Source organism: Shewanella indica, from assembly GCF_033842865.1.
In the GTDB taxonomy this organism is placed as follows: domain Bacteria; phylum Pseudomonadota; class Gammaproteobacteria; order Enterobacterales; family Shewanellaceae; genus Shewanella; species Shewanella indica.
On the sequence record NZ_JAWXXR010000001.1, the window covers coordinates 2,444,673 to 2,466,161 of the forward strand.

Here is a 21,489-nt window from a genome sequence, read left to right on the forward strand (position 1 = left end):
TCACATTTTGTCACCCTTTGGCGCGGCAGGAGTGGCCAGTCTGACTTAAGCTTTCAGTAAAGAAGCCTTAACTCAGGAGGCCTTATGTTCTCAGGCACTTTCTCAAGCGCTTTCTCCGGCTCTCTCACTCGTGCTTTCTCTGGCGCTCTATCCGCTACCATCTTGAGTCGCTTAATTGGTGCGGTTTTGCTGCTGCTATTTTGCGGTTGCAGCAGTATCCCGGTGCCAAGCAAGATGGCCCTTGGCAGCCTGTTTCAGGATAACCAATTCAAAGAGGCAGGGAATATCCCCGAGCCCGCCGAGTTATTCGCTTTGCCTCCCGAGGCGGTGCAGTTACTCAGAGGTGCCTATAGCCGCGGTGCACTCATCTCCAATCAGCAGTTGGCCCACGAGTGGTTGGCTGACTATATCCATGCCGACAAGGGCGGCTTTCGCTATCAGGACAACTATACCCGCACCGCCGCCGAAACCTTTCATGACAGGTCTGGAAACTGCATGTCACTGGTGATCCTGACGGCGGCCATGGCGCAACAACTGGGGATAGAGGTTGAATTTCGTGATGTGGAAGTGCCTCCGGTCTGGGATCGCCAAGGCGCCTTTTATCTGGTCAATGGTCATATCAACCTCAAGTTATACCCGCCCAAGAGCAATCAGGTCTTCCATGTTACCGAGCGTTCCATTCTGGTGGATTTCCTGCCCGAGCGTGCTGTGCGCAGCTATAAGGTCAATAAGATCAGCCAAAGTACTGTGGTCGCCATGTATTACAACAATGCGGCGGCCGAGGCATTGATCAATGAGAATTGGGATCTCGCATACGGCTTGCTGAAAAAGAGCCTGCAACAGCAGAGTCTGTTTATTCCGGCGCTCAACAGCCTGGCGGTGCTCTATCGCGCCAGGGGCATGGAACAGATGGCCGAGCGGGTCTACCGCTATGCGTTGACGCTTGAGCCGGAAAACATGACTACCCTCTATAACCTGGCGGTCATGCTGAGCAGCCAGGACAGACTGGATGAATGGGCCGAAGTGCACAAGGTACTGGAGCTTGCCCGGATCCGTAATCCTTATTACTACTATGATATGGCGCAACAAGCCTACATGGATCGCCAATATGATGAGGCGCTGAGTTGGTATCGAAGAGCGATTGAGAAGGCGGATTATCGTCACGAGTTTTACTTTGGTTTGTCCAGAACCTATTGGGCAAAAGGGGACTCCGACCGGGCGAAGAGCAATCTGCAAAAGGCGTTGGCGCTGGCCGGTGACGGCGAGCAGAAAAAACGCTATCAGGCCAAGTTGCATGCGATGGAAGGGCATTGATTCAAAAGCTTGGCTAAAAGAGCGGGGTTATAAAGGCGCAATTGGTTAAGCCAAGTTGCAGGGTAAAAAGCCCGATGCTGAGATCTGCATCGGGCTTTGTTGCTTTTGGGCTATAAGTTGCTTTCTGGTTATAAGTTTCTCTCTGCCTGAAAGCTGGCCTTAAAGGGCATCGAAACTCAGCGCCTTGTCGCGGTAACTCAAGCGCGCCATCTGCCCCATATCCTTGAGCTCAACGGCCCTGACACCATAGGGCGGCTTTAAGCCCGAATTTTGGATTAGCTCAAGGTTTAGAGGCAACTGCAGACTGTTTTGCTCTTGTGTCAGCCAGACCGCAGTCTCACTCTGCAGTATGGCGATTTCCCGACCTTGGGCATCGGTCCCTGTCAGTATTGCCGACACCCCAAAACGACCACTTTGGGCCAGCTCCAGCGTAAAGTTAAGAGTGCTTGGCAGACCATTTTGCCAACCCACTTTGATTTCGGGTGCCAGCCGCGCCGATGGATAGAACTGCTTGAAGGCGGTCTTGACTGTACGTCGTACCAAGGTGTTATCCACCAGGGTCTCAATATCGACCACCAATTCACTGAACCCCGCATTGCTTGAGGGCATGGGCAGCTGCTCATTTTGCAGTCGCCAGCTGTTGCCACTTTGGCTGAGTTGCAGTGGGGTTTGCTCGCCGCTTGCTTGCTGTAGCCGGGCACTGGCCAAACGAGGTGAACCCAGGGCCTTATCGTTCTCAAGCGCCAGCTCCAACTCGAGATGGGTGTTGGCCTCGAGTGATGATGGGGTGCTTAACTTGAGACGATAGGCAGAGCCTTTCTCTTTGACATTAACCAGATAGTTGTCAGTGGCGGTCAGCGCTGCGGCGACCTGCAGGCGATAGAGGCCGGGCTTGATATCTGAGCTCAGCAACAGGGCACTGGAGTCATCATCCATTCCGGCGCTGGCCAGAGACTCAGAGTCTACGGCGCGGCGGATAAGGCGTTTGTTCTCAGTTTTGCCTGCGGCTGAGCTGAGTTGAACTGCGTCCGGAGCAATGCTCTTGGGGGCCGTCGGGGCGCCGCTGCTTTTATCCCAGCGAGGCGCCAGACGGATAACGCTGCTGCCTTGGGTTAATGGCAGCTCTATGCCTTGGTTAAGCTCGGCGCCTGTAACCATCAACCAGTATTCATCACTGCTGGCACTGGCGGTTTTGTCCGGCAGCTGGGCTTGATACTCCCCTGACAGCGCCCTGACAAAGCTGACATCTTCCCTGGAGGTATTCAAGGGCGGCAATTGCCCTGTATCCAGCTCTTCTGAAGCCTTGATATCGCTTGCCTGGGGCGGAGCCATGGCCAAGGTCAGGTTTTTGGGCTGCTGGTTCTGTGCTACCTTGGCATCATCCTGGCAACCCGCGAGGCTCAGGAGTATCGCTGCCAGCAGCGGTGTCTTGCTGATATGCATCTTCATACTTACCTCCTCAGATATGATTGCGCAGAAGGGTGTCGAGATTAAAACAGGCCCGGCGGCTTTGATGGTGACTCAAAGGTTCTCTGTCACGGGTTTTCTGCTTATCGGTAAACCAGACACTGCCGGCGGCACTCTGGGAGCTGCACTCAAGAAAACCGTCGGAGCAGTTATCCAACCAGTTTTGGGTGGTCTCCAACCCGACCTGGTACTGGTAACCGCCGCAATAGCTGTCGCTGTCCCAAACTGCCGACTCCACGTCCGAGCCGACAACAGCTTCAAAAGGCTTACCCAGAGAAGGACGCCCGGCTGTGCCGTACAGCCATTGACTGTTGTATTGCGCCATCCAGCCCACTTGCTGCTGTTTGACGGCGTCACTGTCGTAACCGAGCAGCCAGCCGAGACTGGTTTCAAACACATTGCCTTGAGTGACGGCATCGGCCAGTGGTGTACCGGCACTGGAAGGCGCCAGCGCTATCACTCGGCTGATGCTGTTGATCACAGCTGGATAACGTCCATCCCAGGTGGGATTGGACAAGACCCAGCGCACTATGTTGCCGCCATTGGAGTGGGTGATAAGGATCAGTTGATCCAGATTGCGGGCGTTGATAAAGCTCAGCAGCTGATCGACCAAACAGCCGGCAGCGGCCTCATCCCACATATATTGCTCGAAGTCACAGTTGATGACCTGATAGTTACTCGGGGTGCTGATACCTTGACGAACTGAATCGACAAACTCGCGGGTCCAGTAATCGTTCAGGGCATCGGTTTGTTTTCCTGTTCCATGGACAAAGGCGACGCCGGTGGCGCCATGACTCAGGGAGCAGACACTACAAAGACCCAACATCATCAGGGTGGTGGATATTTTCATGTCGCATTTCTCTTGTTGATTATCATTATTTTGTGAATGGATAAATATGCTTATCCGCTAATCAAGTTAGTTGTAATGTTTGCTTGCGGCAAGTCAATTACTGAAATGTTGGCTAGGTTAAGCCAATTGGAATGGGTAGTTGTATATGTAGGAATTTGTTGATTTTTTAGTTAAATATAACAGTTAATCATGAGAGGTGGGAGCCACTTTTGAGCGCACTCTATAAATGAGTTACTTGCCTATAAATAGGAATTCAATAGGGTTTGATTCAAACCATGTGAGAGCTTGTAGCGATAAGGGCTAATCCTTGATTGAAAGGTGGTGTTGGTGGTTTGTTTATCAACAAGGCTGTGTTTAGGGAATTTCTCATTGGAAGGCAGGGATTATCATACAAAAAATAAGAAATAACATGAATTGCAGAGAAATCCATATAAGTTAATTGCATTGGTTGAATATAGCGGATAGATTGAAACTGTTATTCAAAACAAGAGATTCTTATCAATAGCCGGAGCTGTGTGACGTTTATGTATTACCAGAATGATGATGTACGGATTAATGAAGTTAAAGAGTTACTGCCACCGATAGCCATTCTGGAACGATTTCCGGCAACCGAACGCGCCTCATCCACCGTCTTTAAAGCCAGGAAGAATATTCACAAAATCCTGCATGGACAGGACGATCGCCTGCTGGTGGTGATAGGCCCATGCTCTATTCACGACCCTGAGGCCGCCCTGGAATATGGTGCGCGTTTGGCCAAACTCAGAACGGCCTATCAGGATCAGTTGGAAGTGGTGATGCGGGTCTATTTCGAGAAACCCAGAACGACAGTGGGCTGGAAGGGGCTGATTAACGATCCCTACATGGATAACAGCTTCAAGCTCAACGACGGCCTGAGAACTGCCCGCAAACTGCTGCTGGAATTGAATGACAGCCAGGTACCAACCGCGGGTGAGTTTCTCGATATGATTACCCCGCAATATATGGCCGACCTCATGTGTTGGGGCGCCATCGGCGCCCGTACCACAGAGTCTCAGGTTCACCGCGAGTTGGCATCGGGCCTGTCTTGTCCTGTGGGATTCAAAAACGGCACAGATGGCACCATCAAGGTGGCGATAGATGCCATTGGGGCCGCTAGCGCGCCCCACCATTTTCTGTCGGTGACCAAGTTTGGTCATTCGGCAATTGTGTCAACCAAGGGTAATGATGACTGCCATATCATTCTGCGTGGTGGACGCGAACCTAACTACAGCTCAGCTCATGTGAACCGGATATGTTCTCAGCTTGAGAAGGTTGGCCTGAAACCTAAGGTGATGATTGACTTCAGTCATGCCAATTCCAGTAAAGACTTCCGGCGTCAGATGTTGGTGGCTGAAGATGTCTGCGGCCAGATTGCCGCTAAACAGCAGGCGATTTTCGGAGTGATGGTGGAGAGTCATCTGGTGGAAGGGCGTCAGGATCTTAATCCCGGGCATCCTCTCTGTTATGGGCAAAGTATTACCGACGCCTGTATCGGTTGGGATGATACAGAGAAACTGCTGTCAATGCTCAATGACAGCGTGCTGAAGCGCCGTCAGGGTTGAGCGTCAATATTATAGGGTTAAAGGCGCCATTGGCGCCTTTACTTTTGGGCTTGCTGTGCCAGGTATTCGTTGGCCTTGGCCAGGCTGCCAAAGGAAGCTATCAGATTGTTACGGCCTTTTTCCTGGATCTCGGGGTTGCCTGATTCGATCATCATCCATACCCAGGTTTGGATCAGTGGCAGGGGCGGGTATTGAACTTTTGAATCCAACATAAGATTTCCTTCAACAGATACAGTAAAAAATCGGTGCGGACCGGTTTGTTTGACATTTTTGAACACTCGTTGCCGCCCGTACTTAGCAGGAAAGAGTAGCAAATTCTTTTTTCATGCATAACCATCTTTCCGCTCTTTGGAGGAATTTTGGCGATAAAAATTCCGTTGCTAGCCATTTAGTCTAGGTTAAATGTTATTTTTGTCATTCTAAAGTGCTGCTTCTGATGATTATTTCCGGGCGGTCAGCCAAACAGATCGCAGACTTGGGCCCCACTCACTGCTACACTCGGAACACTCTTTTCTCCTGGCAAGATGTATGCGTCCAACTCTTTACCTTGAAGGTCCCGTCGATAAGCTCAACTGGCAAGTGCTCAAACTTCTCTGGCCCTATCTGTTGGAATACAAGGGCCGGATTATCCTGGCGCTGCTGTGTCTTGTTGTGGGAAAACTCGCCAGTGTCGGTTTGCCTTTCCTGTTGAAGCATTTGGTTGATGACTTGGGGAGCGCCCAAACGGCGCAGCTGTTGGCCGTGCCTATAGCGCTGGTTTTGGCTTATGGCAGCTTGAGATTAGTCAATGCGCTCACCGGGGAGATCAGGGATACCCTCTTTGGCCGAGTGACCGAGAGGGCGATACGACGCCTGGGATTGCAGGTATTTGAACATCTGCACCGGCTGGATCTCGGTTTTCACCTCGACAGGCGCACCGGCGGATTATCGCGGGACATAGAGCGCGGCACCAGCGGCATCAGTTTTCTGATGCGTTTTATGGTGTTCAACATAGTACCCACCTTGTTGGAAATCCTGATGGTGGTGGCCATTTTACTGTGGAATTATGGTATCTGGTTTGCGCTGATAACCTTCTGTTCCGTACTGGCCTATGGTTTGTTTTCTGTTGTGACGACTGAGTGGCGTACCTCTTATGTCCGTGAGGCGGCGAAGGCCGACTCGGTATCCAACACCCGCGCTATCGATAGCCTGCTTAACTATGAAACCGTCAAATACTTCAACAATGAAGCCTATGAGGCGAATGAGTATGACAAGGCGTTGGCAGACTGGGAAGTGGCCAAGCGCAAGAATCGTCTGTCGTTGTTCGCCCTCAATGCCGGTCAGGCCACCATTATTGCTGTCGCCATGACTTTAATGCTGGGGCTGGCGGCCTTTGAAGTGACCCGTGGACAGATGACTGTGGGTGACTTTGTATTGATCAACGCCTTTATGATGCAACTCTTTATGCCGCTCAACTTCCTGGGTTTTGTGTATCGTGAAATTCGGGGTGCTTTGGCCAATATAGAGCGGATGTTCTCGCTGCTGGATAAGACTCCGCTGGTAAAAGACAACCCAGCGGCCAAGGATATCGTGCCGACAGAGGGCCGAATCAGCTTTGACTCGGTTGGCTTTGGCTATGGTGACAGGCAGATACTCAAGGGTGTGAGTTTTGAGATAGAGCCCGGGCAGAAGGTGGCTGTCGTGGGTGAAAGCGGCGCCGGTAAATCGACGTTGGTGCGCTTGTTGTTCCGCTTTTACGATGTCAGCCAAGGAGCGATTCGGGTCGATGGTATCGATATTCGCGATATGACCCAAGATGCACTGCGCCGAGCCATTGCCATAGTGCCTCAGGACACTGTGCTGTTTAACGATACTCTGTTTGAGAATATTCGCTATGGCCGCCCCGATGCTTCGGACGCCGAAATCTGGCAGGCGATAGAGTTGGCCCACCTTAAGCAGTTTGTTGAGGCATTACCGCAGCAGGCCCAGACCAAGGTGGGTGAGAGAGGCATGAAACTCTCCGGCGGTGAAAAGCAGCGAGTGGCTATTGCCAGGGCGATATTGAAGCGCTCGCCGATACTGATCTTCGATGAAGCCACCTCGTCGCTGGACAGCCGCTCCGAGCGGGCAATTCTCAAGGCGCTCGACGAAGTTGCCAAGGGCCATACCAGCTTGGTGATTGCCCACAGGCTATCGACAGTGGTGGATGCCGATAAAATCTTAGTGTTGCACCAAGGCCAGTTGGTTGAATCCGGATGCCATGACAGCCTGCTGGCCGCCGATGGATATTACGCGCGTTTATGGCGGATCCAGCACACAAAACAGTCAGATGAGTCGGTGCAAGTTCAGCATTGATTCAGCCTGGCTGCCGCATACTCGAAAGTCCAAAGTCGCGTCAGCCATGGGGGCAGCACAGATGGAAAACATTGTATTGCAGGTCAATATTGAAGGAATGCAGGACAAAGTCCGTACAGATTGGAATTGTCTGGCGGATGAGCTTAAGGCCCGAGGTATGGATGATGTTGCCCTCAATCAATTACATACCGAGTTACGTGCCGGGCTGAGAGTATCCACCCGCGGCCTGACTCTGTCTATGGTATCTGCAGAACCCTTTAATGAGGCGTTGGAAGGAATTATCAGTGAGTCAAGAAAGCAGGCTCAGTCGCAAGGGGAAGTGCGTAGCTGAGCCTGAGTTGATGCTATTTCTTGGTTTGGTTGCGGTCGGCTTGCCAGCCGTCGCACAGTAGGTTGAAACTATTTTTCGCTTCATTTAGCGGTGTCAGTTCAGTTATTTTACCGCCGCGATAACAGAGCATCTCTCCCTCAATCTCAATTAAACGGCTGCAATTCTTGCAGCTGAGCGATGCAGTTTTGCTCGTTTCCGGCTTGGGGACCTGACTGACAAATGTCATTTTCACTTCAAAATCCTCTGGAAGTGGCAAGTCTTGATTAGGCGCAAGATCTTACCACTTTTGTGATGCAACGCACAATCTAACCATTATTACGCTTCGGTGACAGTGACAATACCTCATTGATCGAAGTGAGCGTAGTATTTATCCAAAGATACCGACAGGCCACTTTGGGTAACGATTCTGACGTGGCGTGGTTTGAGTTGTCTTGGGTCAGTAACCCCGCAGGAGTGGGCCAGCATCCCCAGATCATGGTGCAATGCCTTGTTGTAGTTGGCGACTCGGGTGGATTTATCCCTGGGATCCAATCCTTGTTGCAGTTTCTTGTTATGGGTGGTTATCCCGGTGGGGCAGGTATCCTTGTTGCACTGCAGTGCTTGAATACATCCCAGCGCGAACATATTCCCTCTCGCTGAGGCGGTGAAATCCGCCCCAAGCGCCAGCGCCCAGGCCACTCTGGAGGGGGTGATAAGCTTGCCAGAGGCTATCACCTTAATCCTTTGCTTCAGTCCATGCCGCCGCAGTTGATCGACCAACAGTGGCAAGCTCTCTTTCAGCGGTAGGCCAACATAGTCCATCAAGGTTTGCGGCGCTGCGCCCGTTCCGCCATCGGCGCTGTCGAGGGTGAAGAAATCGGGAGCCGAGTCATGACCGCGTTGGTTAATCTCTTCCAGAAAATTTTCCAACCAGTGAGTATCACCCAAGACCGCTTTGATCCCTGTGGGTTTGCCTGTCACCTGTCTGACTCTGGCTATCATGTCGAGAATATCGCCGACATGATGAAACTCGATATGGCCGTTGGGACTGATGGAATCCTCTCCTGCTGGGATCCCTCTAATCGCGGCTATCTCTTCGGTTACCTTTACCCCGGGAAGAATTCCCCCCTTGCCTGGCTTGGCTCCCTGACTGAGTTTGATTTCGAACATTTTCACCTGAGAGTGAGCGGCCACTTCCCTGAGCTTGTCATCATCCAGGTGCCCTTCAGCGTTGCGAACGCCATATTTGGCAGTGCCTATCTGGAATACCAGATCGCAGTTTCCCTTGAGGTGGTGGGCGCTGAGGCCGCCTTCCCCTGTGTTGAGCCAGCATCCTGCCTGGGCTGCCCCATGGGAAAGGGCGGTAACAGCTGGGCGAGAAAGAGCGCCGAAACTCATGGCGGAAATATGGCAAATGGCGCTGGTGGCAAAGGGATATTCGCAGTCAGGGCCAATAATCACAGGTGTTGGCGGTACAACGTCTTGATCCAGTGTGGGGAAGGCGGTGTTCATAAACAGTATGCTGCCGTTGGCTTCCAGTGGCCTGGTGGAGCCGAAGGCTATGGTGCGGTCGACATTTTTCGCCGCCCGGTAGACCCAACTACGCTCGGCACGATTGAAGGGGAGTTCTTCCCGATCGAGAGCGAAAAAGTACTGGCGGAAGAATTCGCCCATTTTCTCGAAGAAATATCGGAATCGTCCGACAACAGGGTAGTTATGCCGCACCGCCTGCTTGGTTTGCATCACATCGGCGATATACATATAAGTGATTACCAAGAGTCCTAAGCCGACGACTATCAAAAACAGGCCGGAAAAGAGTTCCAGGCCCCACATAAACCAGTTTTGCTCGCGCATCTTCTATCCTTATTGACTGCCAAAGTGGCTGGTTACCAGGCCCGTGGGCCCCTGTTCTGCCAAGGTGAGAATAAAAAGTTGATCGTATTGCTGCTCATCCAAACTAACAAGGGGGCCACCGAGTGCCTTGATGATGGCCGGAATCGTATTGCTATGGCCGGCGATCAGCACATTGCCTTGGCTGGCTTTGACCGCATCAGCTATGGCATTGATGTGAACCTCCAAGCCGCCTTTGGCTGGAAACACCTCAATCCTGAGTTGTTTGGCTGTTGCAATTGGTCCCAGGGTTTCCTGAGTTCGGCGAAACTCACTCGACATCAGCCTTTGCAGTTGGGTGTCCTGTAGTGCCGCTGCCAGAGCCTCGGCTCGCGCCTTACCGGCGGCTGTCAGCCCGGGATCGCTTCCCTGAGCTTTTTCCGCGTGCCTAACCAGGAATATGGTTTGATTAGTGTTGGCGGCCTGGGACGGCAAACCAAAAAGCACTGAAAGACAAAGCAGTAGAAAAATTCTTACCATTTTTATTTTCTATCAAATACTTAAATAACATGTGGGATCATAGCCCGAGTATCGGCCTGGGTAAACAATCACTAAACTAATTGCTGAATTGGTCGATAATTAACCTGGGACACGCTTTTCATACGAGGAAACCAAGATGGAAATCCGCAATCATGGCGCTCAGGTCTCTGAGGTGGCCAAGGATAAGACCCAACAACTGGATGGTAATCATGGCAAGGCGGTATCTGAAGTCGCCAGTAGCAAGAGCATCCGCCATGTCAGTCAGCAGTTGATGAATAACGCTATTCTGGCGGCGCAGGAGGAGGTAAGTCTCAATAGTGGCAACGAACCCATGAGTCTCTTGTATCGCGCCGCGATTGAGGCCATCAATGAAGAACTGGCACCCTACATGGGTGAAAATGCCCTGCAGCAGGTGCAGGAGCAGCAGATAGATACTTCTCCCGAGGCCACGGCCGACAGAATTGTTAGCTTTGCGACTCAGTTCTTCAGTGTCTACCAGCAGCAAAATTCCAGCATGGACTTTGACAGTCAGCTGTCCGGTTTTATGGACGTTATCGGCGGCGCCATAGATCAGGGCTTTAAAGAGGCGACGGATATCCTCTCCGGGCTCAAGGTGCTGGAAGGCGAAATCAAGACTGGGGTGGATGAAACTTACGCTCTGGTACAGCAAGGGTTGCAGGCATTCAGAGATAGCTTTAGCACAGAGCAGGAATAATCGAGATCATGCGAAATCTTACCTGCAGATAACCCCCTCACTATGAGGGGTTTTTGTTGGTTGAATATGGGGTTATGCTGCAATAATCGTCTTGTGTTACCTAAGGAGAAGCTATGTGGACTGAAGGTCGGGTCATTGAGCGTATCGATTGGAACAGCAAGTTATTCAGCCTGAGGATTGCCGCCGAGATAGCACCGTTTATTGCCGGCCAGTTTATCAAGCTCAGTCAGCTGCGGGATGATAAACGTATCGCCCGGGCCTATTCGCTGGTGAATGCCCCTGGGACTGACTATCTTGAAATACTGGCGGTGGCGGTAGATCAAGGCCAGTTGTCACCGGATCTGCAATCTTTGCAGCCGGGTGACAGTATTAGCGTGACAGACAAAGCCACCGGCTTTATGACTTTGGATGAGATCCCAAAAGGAGAATTACAGGGGCGTCACCTGTGGTTTTTGGCAACAGGTACGGCTGTGGGGCCGTTTCTTTCCATGTTGGATACTCCTGAGCCTTGGCAGCGGTTTGATAAGGTGGTTCTGGTTTACGGGGTAAGAGAAGCGCAGGATCTTGCCTATCTCGATAAGATCCGCGGCTATCAACAGGCCTATCCCGAGCAATTTGTGTTTGTGCCCTGTGTCACTCGTGAAGATTTTGATGGTGCGTTGCGTTGTCGCATCCCGGATGGCCTGCAAAGTGGTGAGATAGAGGCCAAGGCCGGGCTGAACATAAGTGCAAAGGACTCGCAATTGATGCTTTGTGGTAATCCCGGGATGATCCAGGGGGCTACGGCGGCACTTATCGATAAAGGCTTGGCCAAAAACCTGCGCCGGGCCCCAGGACAGATAACAGTCGAAAAATACTGGTAACAGGAGAGTCTGGATGCAGCTCTATTACTCTACAGCTTCGCCTTATGCCCGCGTGGTCAGGGTTATTGCCCGCGAGCTGGGTTTGGCGTTGGATGAAAAGCTGGTCAATCCTTTCGATAACAGTGACGAGTTACTGTCGGTTAACCCTTTGGGGAAAGTTCCCTGTCTGCTTTTGGATGATGGCGCCGCACTGTTCGACAGCGAAGTCATAGCTCGCTTTCTGGACGACAAATTCGGCCAGAATTGTTTCTTTGGACCACCCGGAAACTGGGCTTATGAGTGCCAGTTCTCGCTGCTCAAAGGCGCGCTGGATAGCGCCGTTGGCTTAAGGCAGGAACAGATGCGTGAAGAGGAGGGGGTTCGTTCATCTTTCTGGAGCGGCCGTTTCGAGCAGGCCCTGCTCAGAGCCTTAATGGAGGTGGAGCGTCAGGGAATTATTGCGAGCGGCCCACTCGATGCCAGACAGGTACTGCTGTTGGTGCTACTCGAATACCTTGATTTTCGTCATCCGGATCTCGACTGGCGTAAAGTGGCACCGGCCTTGGCATACTGGCTGGAATCGGCATCAATCAGGCAGAGTTTCCGAGATACTCGTCCTGGGTGATTTCTCGGTGATTTGCGGTTTGGCCAAGTCCGAGTAACGCCTGCCCTTGGGGTGGGTTCTGCGGTTGGTTTCACCGAAGACGCCATAGAGGTCACGGCTCATGCCATAGTCCAGTCGCCGATCGCTGAAGGGAACTCTTCTGTCTTCATGATGTTGATACTTGCAGTCGCATTGGCTGCAGTCACATTCCGCCAAGGGGAGCCGGGGCGCCTCCTTTGACAGAAAACGCTTGCCTTCAAGCGCTCTTATCGCTTGGCAGGCATTTGGCGTCAACACTATGGAGACACAGTGATATTGTTTCTCTTTGGGGGCAGAGGGTCTGTCCTGCCGACGCTTTTCAGGTCTTAACCTGTGACGGAACAGAAACAAGATCAGTAGCAAAGACACCACAGCCAGCAGGATTTCCAAAATATCCAAGATACTTCCTCTCTCCATGTATAAGTTTTAAGGTTCAGTTTAGTTTAGTTTGCGACAATTTGGCCGATTCCAATCGCTTTGCTCCCAGCCACTGCCATTCTGTCTGTTTTCATCTGTATTCCCCTTGTCAGAATTTTTGCATTAGGCTGAAAATAAAGTTGATTAGAAATAGTTCTCATTAAATTACTCATCCAACATGAGGTACTGAATAATATGAGCTACAAGACAGGTCTGATACTTGGCAGTGCGTTGGCCGCATCCAGCTTGATGTTGCCGGTGGTTGCCGCCGATGAGGTGACGGTTTATTCCTATCGTCAGGAGTTTTTGGTCAAGCCCATTCTGGATGACTTCAGTCAGGCTACCGGGGTGAAGGTTAATTTTGTGTTTGCCAAAGATGGCATCGCCGATAGATTGGCCCGTGAAGGACGCTTATCACCGGCGGATTTGGTGCTGACGTCTGACTTTTCCCGCTTGCAGGAATTGGTGGACAAGCAGTTGGTCAAACAGGTGGAAAGTGACACACTCAAGCAGAATATTCCGGCCCAATACCGGGATCCCGAAGGAAACTGGTATGCCCTGACTATGAGGGTGCGTAATCTCTATTCCAGCAAGGAGCGCCTCGGGCCGCTGACAATCAACTATGAAGACCTGGCCGATGCCCGTTACAAGGGTAAGGTGTGTATGCGTAGTGGCAAGCATCCCTACAACATAGCGCTGGTGGCCTCCATGATAGCCCACCACGGTGAAGCTGATGCCAAGAGTTGGCTTCAGGGACTGAAGAGTAACTTGGCCCGTAAGCCTCAGGGTAACGATAGGGCGCAGGTGCAGGCGGTGAAAGAAGGCTTGTGTGATATCGCCATCGGCAACAGTTATTACTATGGCAAGATGCTGCAAGATCCCAAACAGCGGCCATGGGCCGAAGCGGCAGTGATCAACTTCCCGAATCAGGAAAATCGTGGTGCCCATATCAATGTCTCGGGTATGGCGCTGGCCAAGCATGCGCCTAACTCGGCCGATGCCCTCAAACTGATGGAGTATCTGTCTTCGGATGCCGCCCAACAGAGCTATGCCGAGGTCAATATGGAATATCCGGTCAAGGCCGATGTGCCTGTCTCAGAGTTGGTGGCATCCTGGGGAGACTTTAAAGCCGATGATTTGCCTGTCTACAAGTTGGCAGAGCATCATCAGGCGGCGCTGAGACTGCTCGATGAGGTTAAGTTTGATCTCTGAGCTTGAAGGCGTTTCTGCAAAGGCTATGGGGGAATAGCTGTGATCCTGACCTTCTCCAGGGGCTGGTCGTGGGCGGGGTTTATCGTCTGCGGCTTAATGGTGGCGCCGTTGCTGGCGCTGGTCATGCAGGCGTTCGAACCGGGTGAAACCCGCTTTGGGCAGATGTTTGCCACTGTGTTGCCGTCATACATAGCCAATACCTTTTGGCTGATGTTGGGGGTGAGTGTCGGCAGTTTGCTTTTGGCGGTGCCTGCTGCCTGGCTGGTGGCGCGCTGTGAATTTCGCGGCAGGCGCCTGTTCCAGTGGGCTCTGTTGTTGCCGCTGGCCATGCCGGCCTATATTGTCGCTTATGTGTATACCGATTTACTGGATTATGCCGGGCCTGTGCAGCGTTTTTTACGCGCAAGTTTTGGTTGGCAATCGGTAACCGACTACTGGTTTCCCGATATTCGAACTCTGGGCGGCGCCACTGTGATGTTGTCGCTGGTGCTCTTCCCTTATGTTTACCTCTTGGGGCGCACCGCGTTTCTGGAGCAGTCCTTAAGTTTGCAGCATGCGGCCAAGGTAATGGGCTGCTCGCCATGGCAGAGTTTCTGGCGTTTGTCGCTGCCAATGGCGCGCCCGGCGCTGGCGGCCGGTGTCGCCCTGGTGGCCATGGAAACCATGGCTGACTTGGCGACGGTCAATTATTTTGCGGTATCCACCCTGACCACGGCTGTCTACGATACCTGGCGAGCCTATGGTGACTTGGCGGCCGCCGCCAAAATTTCGCTATTGATGTTGCTTGGTGTTTTTACTCTGTTTGCGCTGGAGCGTATGGCGAGACGTAAACAACAATTATTTCAAAAGCAGCTGTTGCTTGAGGCGCCGGAGCCTTACCGGCTTAAAGGTTGGCGTGAGTGGTTGGCGCTCGGCTACTGCTCGCTGTTGCTGCTGCTGGCCTTTGTTTTGCCATTTGTCATTCTCGGCAGTTACGCCTTGGATTACTGGCAGCAGAGCTGGAACAGTGACTTTTGGCAGTACAGTCTCAACAGCCTAACGGTTGCCGCCATCAGCAGTGTATTGTGTTTGCTTTTGGCTATCCTCTTGGTGTTCATTCGCCGCCTGAGCCCGCGAAAGTGGGACATGCTGCCATCCCGTCTGGTCAGTACCGGCTATGCACTGCCGGGCACTGTGCTGGCGATTGCCGTGCTTATTCCGCTGACCTGGCTCGATTTCAGAATCGATGATCTCTACGCTCTGTTCGAGCGTCAAGGCCCGGGGCTCTTGTTCACCGGCAGTATCGCCGCCCTGGTGCTGGCGTTTTGTATTCGCTTTGCCGCCATCGCCATCGGCAGCATAGAGAGCAGTTACAAACGGCTGTCGCCTTCTCTTGACATGGCGGCCATCAGCCTGGGCAAGACACCGGGTAAAGTACTGGCATTAATCCATCTGCCATTGCTGCGCAGCGGTATTTTTGCCGCTCTGCTGCTGGTATTTATCGAGGCGATGAAAGAGTTGCCGGCAGCCTTGCTACTAAGCCCTGTCGGGTTTCACAACCTGGCCACCCAAGTGTTCCAATACGTCTCCGATGAGCAGTTGGAGCAGGGGGCGTTGGCGGCTATTGTTATTGTGTTGGTGGGGCTGGTGCCCTTGATTTATCTCAACCGTTCGCTGGAGCAAAACAACTGATGTCGACCCTGAGTGTCAAGCAACTCCATAGCCATTATGGCGCCCAGCAGGTGCTCAAAGGGCTGAGCATTACTTTGCAAGCCGGTGAAATTGCCGCCCTGCTCGGACCCAGTGGTTGTGGTAAAACGACTCTGCTCAGAGCCATTGCCGGACTGCAGCCGGTCTCCGCCGGTGAAATTCATATCAGCGGCCGTGCAGTAACCACGGATAAGCTGCAGGTTCCTGGAGAGGAGCGTGGCGTGGGGATGATCTTTCAGGACTATGCCCTGTTTCCCCACTTGACGGTCGCGCAGAATATCCTCTTTGGTGTCAAGGGGTTGAACAAGGCGCAGCGCCTGAGCCGGCTCGAGGAGATGTTGGATTTGGTCAAGCTCCCGGGGCTTGGTGAACGGTATCCCCACGAGTTGTCCGGTGGTCAACAACAGAGGGTGTCGATTGCCAGGGCGCTTGCCTATGAACCTGAACTGCTGTTGTTGGATGAACCCTTCTCCAATATAGACGCCCAGGTACGCGGCGAGCTGATGCTGGAGATTCGCGCGATCCTCAAGAGCCGTAACGTCAGCGCCGTATTTGTGACCCACAGTAAGGATGAGGCCTTTGTTTTTGCCGATACCCTGGCGCTGTTTGAAGATGGTAAAATAGTGCAGCAAGGCAGTGCCGAAACCCTCTATGCCAACCCGGTCAATCGCTATGTGGCGGACTTTCTCGGCAGTGGTAATTATCTTAAGGCCAAGGTCAGCTGCGAGCACTGTGTCGATACTCAAATCGGCCGCCTTAAGAGCTCTTTGCCCCATGGTTTGCCACTGAACTGGCAGGGTGAGTTGTTGCTGCGGCCACAGCAGTTGGAGTTACAACCCGACGAACAGGGGCTGGCCGTGGTTACCGAGCGGCGTTTTCTGGGCAATGTTTGCCATTATGATGTGCAGCAAGAGGGCGTCACTCTCGAGGTTCGTAGTCATCAGGTACAGTTTTCTCCAGGGCAGAGAGTCAGGCTGTCGACACTGGAACATCCGCTGGTGTTGTTCGGTAACGACTGTTAATAACAATTGTTTCATAAGTTTGCTGTGGGTGATAATTTGTTTGTCTCTGTGTTATACCAAACAATCGGTTTGATTGAATTCACCATAGGTATTCACTGAACCCCGGTCTCGCCCATGCGCCGCTCCGGGATGAGAGCGGAGGCGAGATGCATAACCACAGCAATAATAAAATGCAGGACGCACAAGGGATACGGAATATCAGCAACAGCTCATGTCGTCAGCTGTTACTCGGCGTCATCGGGAGTTTGGCTGTTTGCTGTAGCACGGGAAGCATGGCGATGGATAGAATCACGGGCGCGGCCTTTGCGAGCCGCTCTGAAGTCTATGCGGTTAATGGTATGGCGGCAACCAGCCAACCACTGGCGACTCAGGTGGCAGTCGATATTCTCAAACAAGGTGGCAGCGCCGTGGATGCCGCGATTGCGGCCAATGCCATGCTGGGGTTGGTGGAGCCTACTGGTTCTGGCATAGGCGGCGATCTTTTTGCCATTGTCTGGAGCGCCAAAGAGCAGCGGCTCTATGGGCTTAATGCCTCTGGCCGCAGTCCGGCTTCTCTGACGTTGGAGATGCTCAAGGCCAAAGGGCTTGAGCATCTGCCGCCTTATGGACCTTTGCCCGTATCCGTGCCCGGTGCCGTGGATGGCTGGTATGAACTGCATGACAAGTTCGGCAAATTGCCCATGAAGGATAACCTGGCGCCGGCTATTCATTATGCCCGTGAAGGATTTCCGGTTTCCGAGCTCATCGCCTTCTATCTGGCGCGAAGCGGTGACAAGCTGGCCAAATACCCGGGGTTTAAAGAAACCTATATGCCAGGCGGCCGCATGCCGGCCGTCGGTGAATTGTTTCGAAATCCGGCTTTGGCCAACAGCTATGAAAAAATTGCCAAGGGGGGCCGGGACGTCTTTTACAAAGGAGAGATAGCCCGCAGTATTGCCGCCTATATGCAACAACAGGGCGGTTATCTTTCCTATGAAGATCTCGCTTCTCACAAGAGTGAGTGGGTTGAACCTGTATCGGTTAATTATCGGGGCTATGATATCTGGGAGCTGCCCCCCAACGGCCAGGGGATAGCGGCACTGCAGATCCTTAAAACCCTGGAGCCATTTAATCTCAAGGCCATGGGGCTGGACAGCGCCGAATATGTGCATCATTTCGTGGAAGCAAAAAAGCTGGCGTTTGCCGACCGAGCCAAGTTCTACGCCGACATGGACTTTGCCAAAGTGCCGGTAGCGTCACTTATCTCCAAAGAATACAACTACGCCAGAGCCAAGCTTATCGATGCTGACAAAGCCGCCGCCAGTGTTGAGTCGGGTAATCCCAACCTTTTACACGGTGATACCATCTATCTCACTACCGCCGATAAAGAAGGCAATATGGTGTCCCTCATCCAGAGCAATTATCGTGGCATGGGCTCAGGCATGACGCCTCCGGATTTGGGATTTGTGCTTCAGGACAGAGGCCAGCTGTTTGATCTCACTCCCGGGCGTGCCAATTCCTATGCACCGGGTAAAAGACCGTTTCATACCATAATTCCGGCCTTTGTCACCAAAGATGGCAAGCCCTGGCTCAGCTTTGGTGTCATGGGGGGAGCCACCCAACCCCAGATGCATGCCCAGATCATGATTAATCTGATTGATTTTGGCCTCAACCTGCAGGAGGCGGGCGATGCTCCGAGAATATTGCATACAGGTTCCAGCCAACCGACCGGCGAGCAGATGACAGATGGCGGTTATATCAGCCTCGAGTCGGGCTTTTCCATGGAAACCCGCCGTGAGCTGATGAAAAAGGGGCATACTTTAAGTGATTCTCTCGGGGCTTTCGGTGGTTATCAGGCCATAGGCGTCAATGTTGAAAGCGGCGTTTATCGGGGAGCGTCCGAGTCCCGTAAAGACGGACAAGCATCAGGTTATTGAAAGTAATCGGCAAAAACGTGCGTGAGCTAATTCAAATTAATGCTCAAGTTGCGGATAATAAGGCCGAAGATGAATTAATCTGAAAGGGTAGATTGCAAATGGATACACAGGTTATGCCACGGGAACAGCTGGGGATCTGCGCAGAGGGAAATCTGCACAGTGTTTATCTGATGTTCAATGCCAACGAAGGCGGGGAGTCACAACTGCGCCCTTGTCTGGCCAATGTTGCCCAGTATTTGTATGAGCTGGCAGATCAGTATGCCGACAGTGCCTTTAATGCCTTTGTGGCGATTGGTGCCAACTTTTGGGATCACCTCTATCCGGGAAGCAGACCGGCTGAACTCAAGCCATTCCCCGCGATGGAGTCGGGTAACCGGGATGCGCCGGCGATAGAGTTCGATATCTTTATTCACCTGCGTTGTGATCGCCTGGATATTCTTCATCTGGTGGCCAATGAGGTCAACGAAATGCTGGAAGGCCTGGCCGAGCTGGAAGAGGAGGAGCGCGGGTTCCGCTTTATGGACAGCCGCGATCTGACCGGTTTTGTCGATGGCACAGAAAACCCCAAGGGCAGAGGTCGTCAAGCTGTGGCCCTGGTAGGGGATGAAGACGATGCATTTCGCGGCGGTAGCTACATTCATGTACAGAAATATGTCCACAATTTGAGTAAGTGGCACAGACTGCCGCAGAAAAAGCAGGAAGACATCATAGGCCGCACCAAGCAGGACAACATAGAGTACGCCTCGGAAGACAAACCGCTGACGGCGCATATCAAGCGGGTAAATCTCAAGTATGACAATGGTGAGTCGATGGAGATCCTGCGTCAGAGCATGCCTTATGGTTCAGTCAAACAACAGGGATTGATGTTTATCTCTACTTGTAAGACACCAAGCCATTTCGAAAAGATGCTTCACAGTATGGTTTTCGGTGACGGAGAAGGACACCATGATCACCTGATGCACTTTACTCAGGCGGTAACAGGTTCCTCTTTCTTTGCCCCATCTCTGGATTTTATGATCCAGTTTGATGATTAATAACGCGATAGCGACAAAAACGCCCCTCATTGAGGGGCGTTTTTTTATGAAATGTTCAACTTAGTCTGTGTAATTGAACAGTGATTTGACTGTTTCCAGCGTTTCATCAATGGTCTTGATGCTGGAAGGGCAGATAAAGATAGTATCATCACCGGCAATGGTGCCCAGAATACCTTCTGGCTTGCCGATGGAGTCCAACAGCCTGGCAATTAACTGCGCCGCCCCCGGGCTGGTACGTACCACTATCATGGCTTGGTTATGATCCACATCCAATACCAGATTCTTCAGTGGGCTGCCGGCAGTTGGCACCCCAAGTTCCGCCGGTAAGCAGTAGACCATCTCCTGCTTGGCGTTACGGGTGCGCACGGCACCGAACTTGCTCAGCATGCGCGAGACTTTGGACTGGTTGATATTGGCAAAGCCTTCGGCTTGCAGTGCATTGACTATTTCACTCTGGGAGCCGAAGCGCTCCTCTTTAAGCAGAGCCTTGAAGGTTCTGATTAGCTCATCCTGATTTTTGCTTGCTTGCATTATCTTCTTCTGTCGTTATTCAGAAAATCTCGCTCATTCTGCATATCAAACGGGTAAGTGTCAACAAATACCCAAGATGCCTGCATAAAAATGCAGTTTGGGTCATTTGTTGGGTAAAAGAAGCCTCAGTAGGCGAGAGCAAATGCTGAAGTTAATTCAGCTTTTGATGAAGCAGAGTCATATGACTAAGGGATAATTGCTATTTTTGTGACGATCCTTTAATGTTGCGCCATCACAGAATTAGATCTATGTCACACATAATTCCGAGAATTGACGGAGATAACTATGAAAGTTGCTGTACTAGGTGCTGCTGGTGGTATTGGCCAGGCTCTTGCCCTTCTGTTGAAAACCCAATTACCTGCCGGCTCTCAGCTGTCACTCTATGATATCGCCCCCGTAACGCCTGGGGTTGCCGTGGATCTGAGTCATATCCCGACAGCAGTTGAAGTTAAAGGTTTTGCCGGTGAAGACCCAACACCTGCACTGGAAGGTGCTGATGTGGTGCTGATCTCTGCCGGTGTTGCCCGTAAGCCTGGCATGGATCGTTCTGATCTGTTCAATATCAATGCCGGTATCGTCCGTAACCTGATTGAAAAGGTGGCTGCGACTTGTCCCAAGGCGCTGATCGGTATCATCACCAACCCAGTGAACACCACTGTGGCCATTGCGGCTGAAGTACTGAAAAAAGCCGGTGTTTACGACAAGAACCGTCTATTCGGTGTGACGACTCTCGATGTCATCCGCTCTGAAACCTTTATCGCCGAAGCCAAAGGGTTGAACGTTGCCGATGTTAAAGTCAATGTGATTGGCGGCCACAGCGGTGTGACCATTCTGCCTCTGTTGTCTCAGGTTGAAGGTGTCAGCTTCTCCGATGAAGAAGTTGCTGCCCTGACCAAGCGTATTCAAAACGCCGGTACTGAAGTGGTTGAAGCCAAAGCCGGTGGCGGCAGCGCGACTCTGTCCATGGGCCAGGCCGCTTTCCGTTTCGGTCTGTCGCTGATCCGCGGTCTGCAGGGTGAAGCCAATGTGATCGAGTGCGCCTATGTAGACGGTGGCAGTGAACACGCTGAATTTTTTGCCCAGCCAGTGGTACTCGGCAAAAATGGTATCGAAAAGGTTCTTCCATATGGTGAACTGAGCGCGTTTGAAACCAACGCCCGTGATGCCATGCTGGATACCTTGAAGGCGGATATCAAACTGGGTGTAGACTTCGTTAAGTAAGTCGACTCCGGGAATAACAAGG

The 21,489-nt window shown here is 52.2% G+C and carries 21 protein-coding genes; 13 read left to right on the forward strand and 8 right to left on the reverse strand.

The annotated features are described in order from the left end of the window. Positions 1 to 84 precede the first annotated feature (84 nt). On the forward strand, positions 85 to 1,314 hold the full coding sequence (locus SIL79_RS11005) for a hypothetical protein (RefSeq protein ID WP_319619288.1): 1,230 nt from the start codon (positions 85 to 87) through the stop codon (positions 1,312 to 1,314). A 159-nt stretch (positions 1,315 to 1,473) separates the two neighbouring features. On the opposite strand, the gene SIL79_RS11010 is transcribed toward SIL79_RS11005, so the two are convergent. Both SIL79_RS11010 and SIL79_RS11015 read right to left on the reverse strand, forming a co-directional pair. Continuing rightward, positions 1,474 to 2,763, reverse strand: coding sequence for a DUF4785 domain-containing protein (locus SIL79_RS11010; protein ID WP_319619289.1), 1,290 nt, complete (start codon positions 2,761 to 2,763; stop codon positions 1,474 to 1,476). Positions 2,764 to 2,773: 10 nt separating this feature from the next. After that, entirely contained in the window at positions 2,774 to 3,631 is an 858-nt protein-coding gene (locus SIL79_RS11015) for a lipase family protein (protein WP_144360982.1), read from the reverse strand. Between the two features lie 524 nt (positions 3,632 to 4,155). Here SIL79_RS11015 and aroG point away from each other — a divergent pair. Next, positions 4,156 to 5,211: a 3-deoxy-7-phosphoheptulonate synthase AroG gene (gene aroG, locus SIL79_RS11020; RefSeq protein ID WP_039036012.1), complete on the forward strand. Its 1,056-nt coding sequence runs from the start codon at positions 4,156 to 4,158 to the stop codon at positions 5,209 to 5,211. Positions 5,212 to 5,249: 38 nt separating this feature from the next. Here the strand turns inward: aroG and SIL79_RS11025 are convergent, their stop codons facing one another. Next, entirely contained in the window at positions 5,250 to 5,423 is a 174-nt protein-coding gene (locus SIL79_RS11025; RefSeq protein WP_096142315.1) for a hypothetical protein, read from the reverse strand. A gap of 316 nt (positions 5,424 to 5,739) precedes the next feature. Between SIL79_RS11025 and SIL79_RS11030 the strand changes: the two genes are divergently transcribed. After that, a complete protein-coding gene (locus SIL79_RS11030) occupies positions 5,740 to 7,545 on the forward strand; it encodes an ABCB family ABC transporter ATP-binding protein/permease (RefSeq protein ID WP_144360983.1) in 1,806 nt (601 codons plus the stop codon). A gap of 61 nt (positions 7,546 to 7,606) precedes the next feature. Continuing rightward, positions 7,607 to 7,876: a hypothetical protein gene (locus SIL79_RS11035; RefSeq protein WP_039036010.1), complete on the forward strand. Its 270-nt coding sequence runs from the start codon at positions 7,607 to 7,609 to the stop codon at positions 7,874 to 7,876. Between the two features lie 13 nt (positions 7,877 to 7,889). Here the strand turns inward: SIL79_RS11035 and SIL79_RS11040 are convergent, their stop codons facing one another. From SIL79_RS11040 to SIL79_RS11050, 3 genes are all read right to left on the reverse strand, one after another. Beyond that, entirely contained in the window at positions 7,890 to 8,102 is a 213-nt protein-coding gene (locus tag SIL79_RS11040; protein WP_202932803.1) for a hypothetical protein, read from the reverse strand. A gap of 116 nt (positions 8,103 to 8,218) precedes the next feature. Then, positions 8,219 to 9,709: an FMN-binding glutamate synthase family protein gene (locus SIL79_RS11045; RefSeq protein WP_319619290.1), complete on the reverse strand. Its 1,491-nt coding sequence runs from the start codon at positions 9,707 to 9,709 to the stop codon at positions 8,219 to 8,221. Between the two features lie 9 nt (positions 9,710 to 9,718). Then, on the reverse strand, positions 9,719 to 10,225 hold the full coding sequence (locus SIL79_RS11050; RefSeq protein WP_039036007.1) for a phosphoglycerate mutase family protein: 507 nt from the start codon (positions 10,223 to 10,225) through the stop codon (positions 9,719 to 9,721). A gap of 136 nt (positions 10,226 to 10,361) precedes the next feature. Between SIL79_RS11050 and SIL79_RS11055 the strand changes: the two genes are divergently transcribed. From SIL79_RS11055 to SIL79_RS11065, 3 genes are all read left to right on the forward strand, one after another. Next, positions 10,362 to 10,940, forward strand: coding sequence for a DUF5610 domain-containing protein (locus tag SIL79_RS11055; RefSeq protein ID WP_039036006.1), 579 nt, complete (start codon positions 10,362 to 10,364; stop codon positions 10,938 to 10,940). A gap of 113 nt (positions 10,941 to 11,053) precedes the next feature. After that, the gene (locus tag SIL79_RS11060) at positions 11,054 to 11,803 is read left to right on the forward strand and encodes a ferredoxin--NADP reductase (protein ID WP_071477160.1); all 750 of its coding nucleotides are present in this window, start codon (positions 11,054 to 11,056) and stop codon (positions 11,801 to 11,803) included. 13 nt (positions 11,804 to 11,816) lie between these two features. Continuing rightward, entirely contained in the window at positions 11,817 to 12,407 is a 591-nt protein-coding gene (locus SIL79_RS11065; RefSeq protein ID WP_071477161.1) for a glutathione S-transferase N-terminal domain-containing protein, read from the forward strand. Here the strand turns inward: SIL79_RS11065 and SIL79_RS11070 are convergent. Beyond that, on the reverse strand, positions 12,369 to 12,824 hold the full coding sequence (locus SIL79_RS11070) for a hypothetical protein (protein WP_202932797.1): 456 nt from the start codon (positions 12,822 to 12,824) through the stop codon (positions 12,369 to 12,371). The two genes, SIL79_RS11065 and SIL79_RS11070, sit on opposite strands and share 39 nt — an antisense overlap. Positions 12,825 to 13,091: 267 nt before the next feature. Between SIL79_RS11070 and SIL79_RS11075 the strand changes: the two genes are divergently transcribed. The 5 genes from SIL79_RS11075 (at position 13,092) to SIL79_RS11095 (ending at position 19,715) form a co-directional block, all read left to right on the forward strand. Beyond that, the gene (locus tag SIL79_RS11075) at positions 13,092 to 14,054 is read left to right on the forward strand and encodes a Fe(3+) ABC transporter substrate-binding protein (protein WP_052248285.1); all 963 of its coding nucleotides are present in this window, start codon (positions 13,092 to 13,094) and stop codon (positions 14,052 to 14,054) included. Positions 14,055 to 14,093: 39 nt separating this feature from the next. Further along, positions 14,094 to 15,725 (forward strand): ABC transporter permease, encoded by a 1,632-nt coding sequence (locus SIL79_RS11080; RefSeq protein WP_039036003.1) that lies wholly within the window; start codon positions 14,094 to 14,096, stop codon positions 15,723 to 15,725. Further along, complete coding sequence (locus SIL79_RS11085) at positions 15,722 to 16,765, forward strand: ABC transporter ATP-binding protein (protein WP_177192618.1); 1,044 nt, start codon at positions 15,722 to 15,724, stop codon at positions 16,763 to 16,765. The genes SIL79_RS11080 and SIL79_RS11085 overlap by 4 nt, the downstream gene beginning before the upstream one ends. Positions 16,766 to 17,037: 272 nt before the next feature. Continuing rightward, positions 17,038 to 18,681 carry a gamma-glutamyltransferase gene (gene ggt, locus SIL79_RS11090; protein WP_260852939.1) on the forward strand — a complete coding sequence of 548 codons (1,644 nt, stop codon included), beginning with the start codon at positions 17,038 to 17,040 and terminating at the stop codon, positions 18,679 to 18,681. 98 nt (positions 18,682 to 18,779) lie between these two features. Beyond that, on the forward strand, positions 18,780 to 19,715 hold the full coding sequence (locus tag SIL79_RS11095) for a Dyp-type peroxidase (RefSeq protein ID WP_039036001.1): 936 nt from the start codon (positions 18,780 to 18,782) through the stop codon (positions 19,713 to 19,715). A 60-nt stretch (positions 19,716 to 19,775) separates the two neighbouring features. On the opposite strand, the gene argR is transcribed toward SIL79_RS11095, so the two are convergent. Further along, positions 19,776 to 20,246 (reverse strand): transcriptional regulator ArgR, encoded by a 471-nt coding sequence (gene argR / locus SIL79_RS11100; protein ID WP_025012091.1) that lies wholly within the window; start codon positions 20,244 to 20,246, stop codon positions 19,776 to 19,778. Positions 20,247 to 20,531: 285 nt separating this feature from the next. On the opposite strand from argR, the gene mdh reads away from it, so the two are divergent. Next, positions 20,532 to 21,467: a malate dehydrogenase gene (gene mdh / locus SIL79_RS11105; protein WP_025012092.1), complete on the forward strand. Its 936-nt coding sequence runs from the start codon at positions 20,532 to 20,534 to the stop codon at positions 21,465 to 21,467. The last annotated feature ends 22 nt before the right edge of the window (positions 21,468 to 21,489 follow it).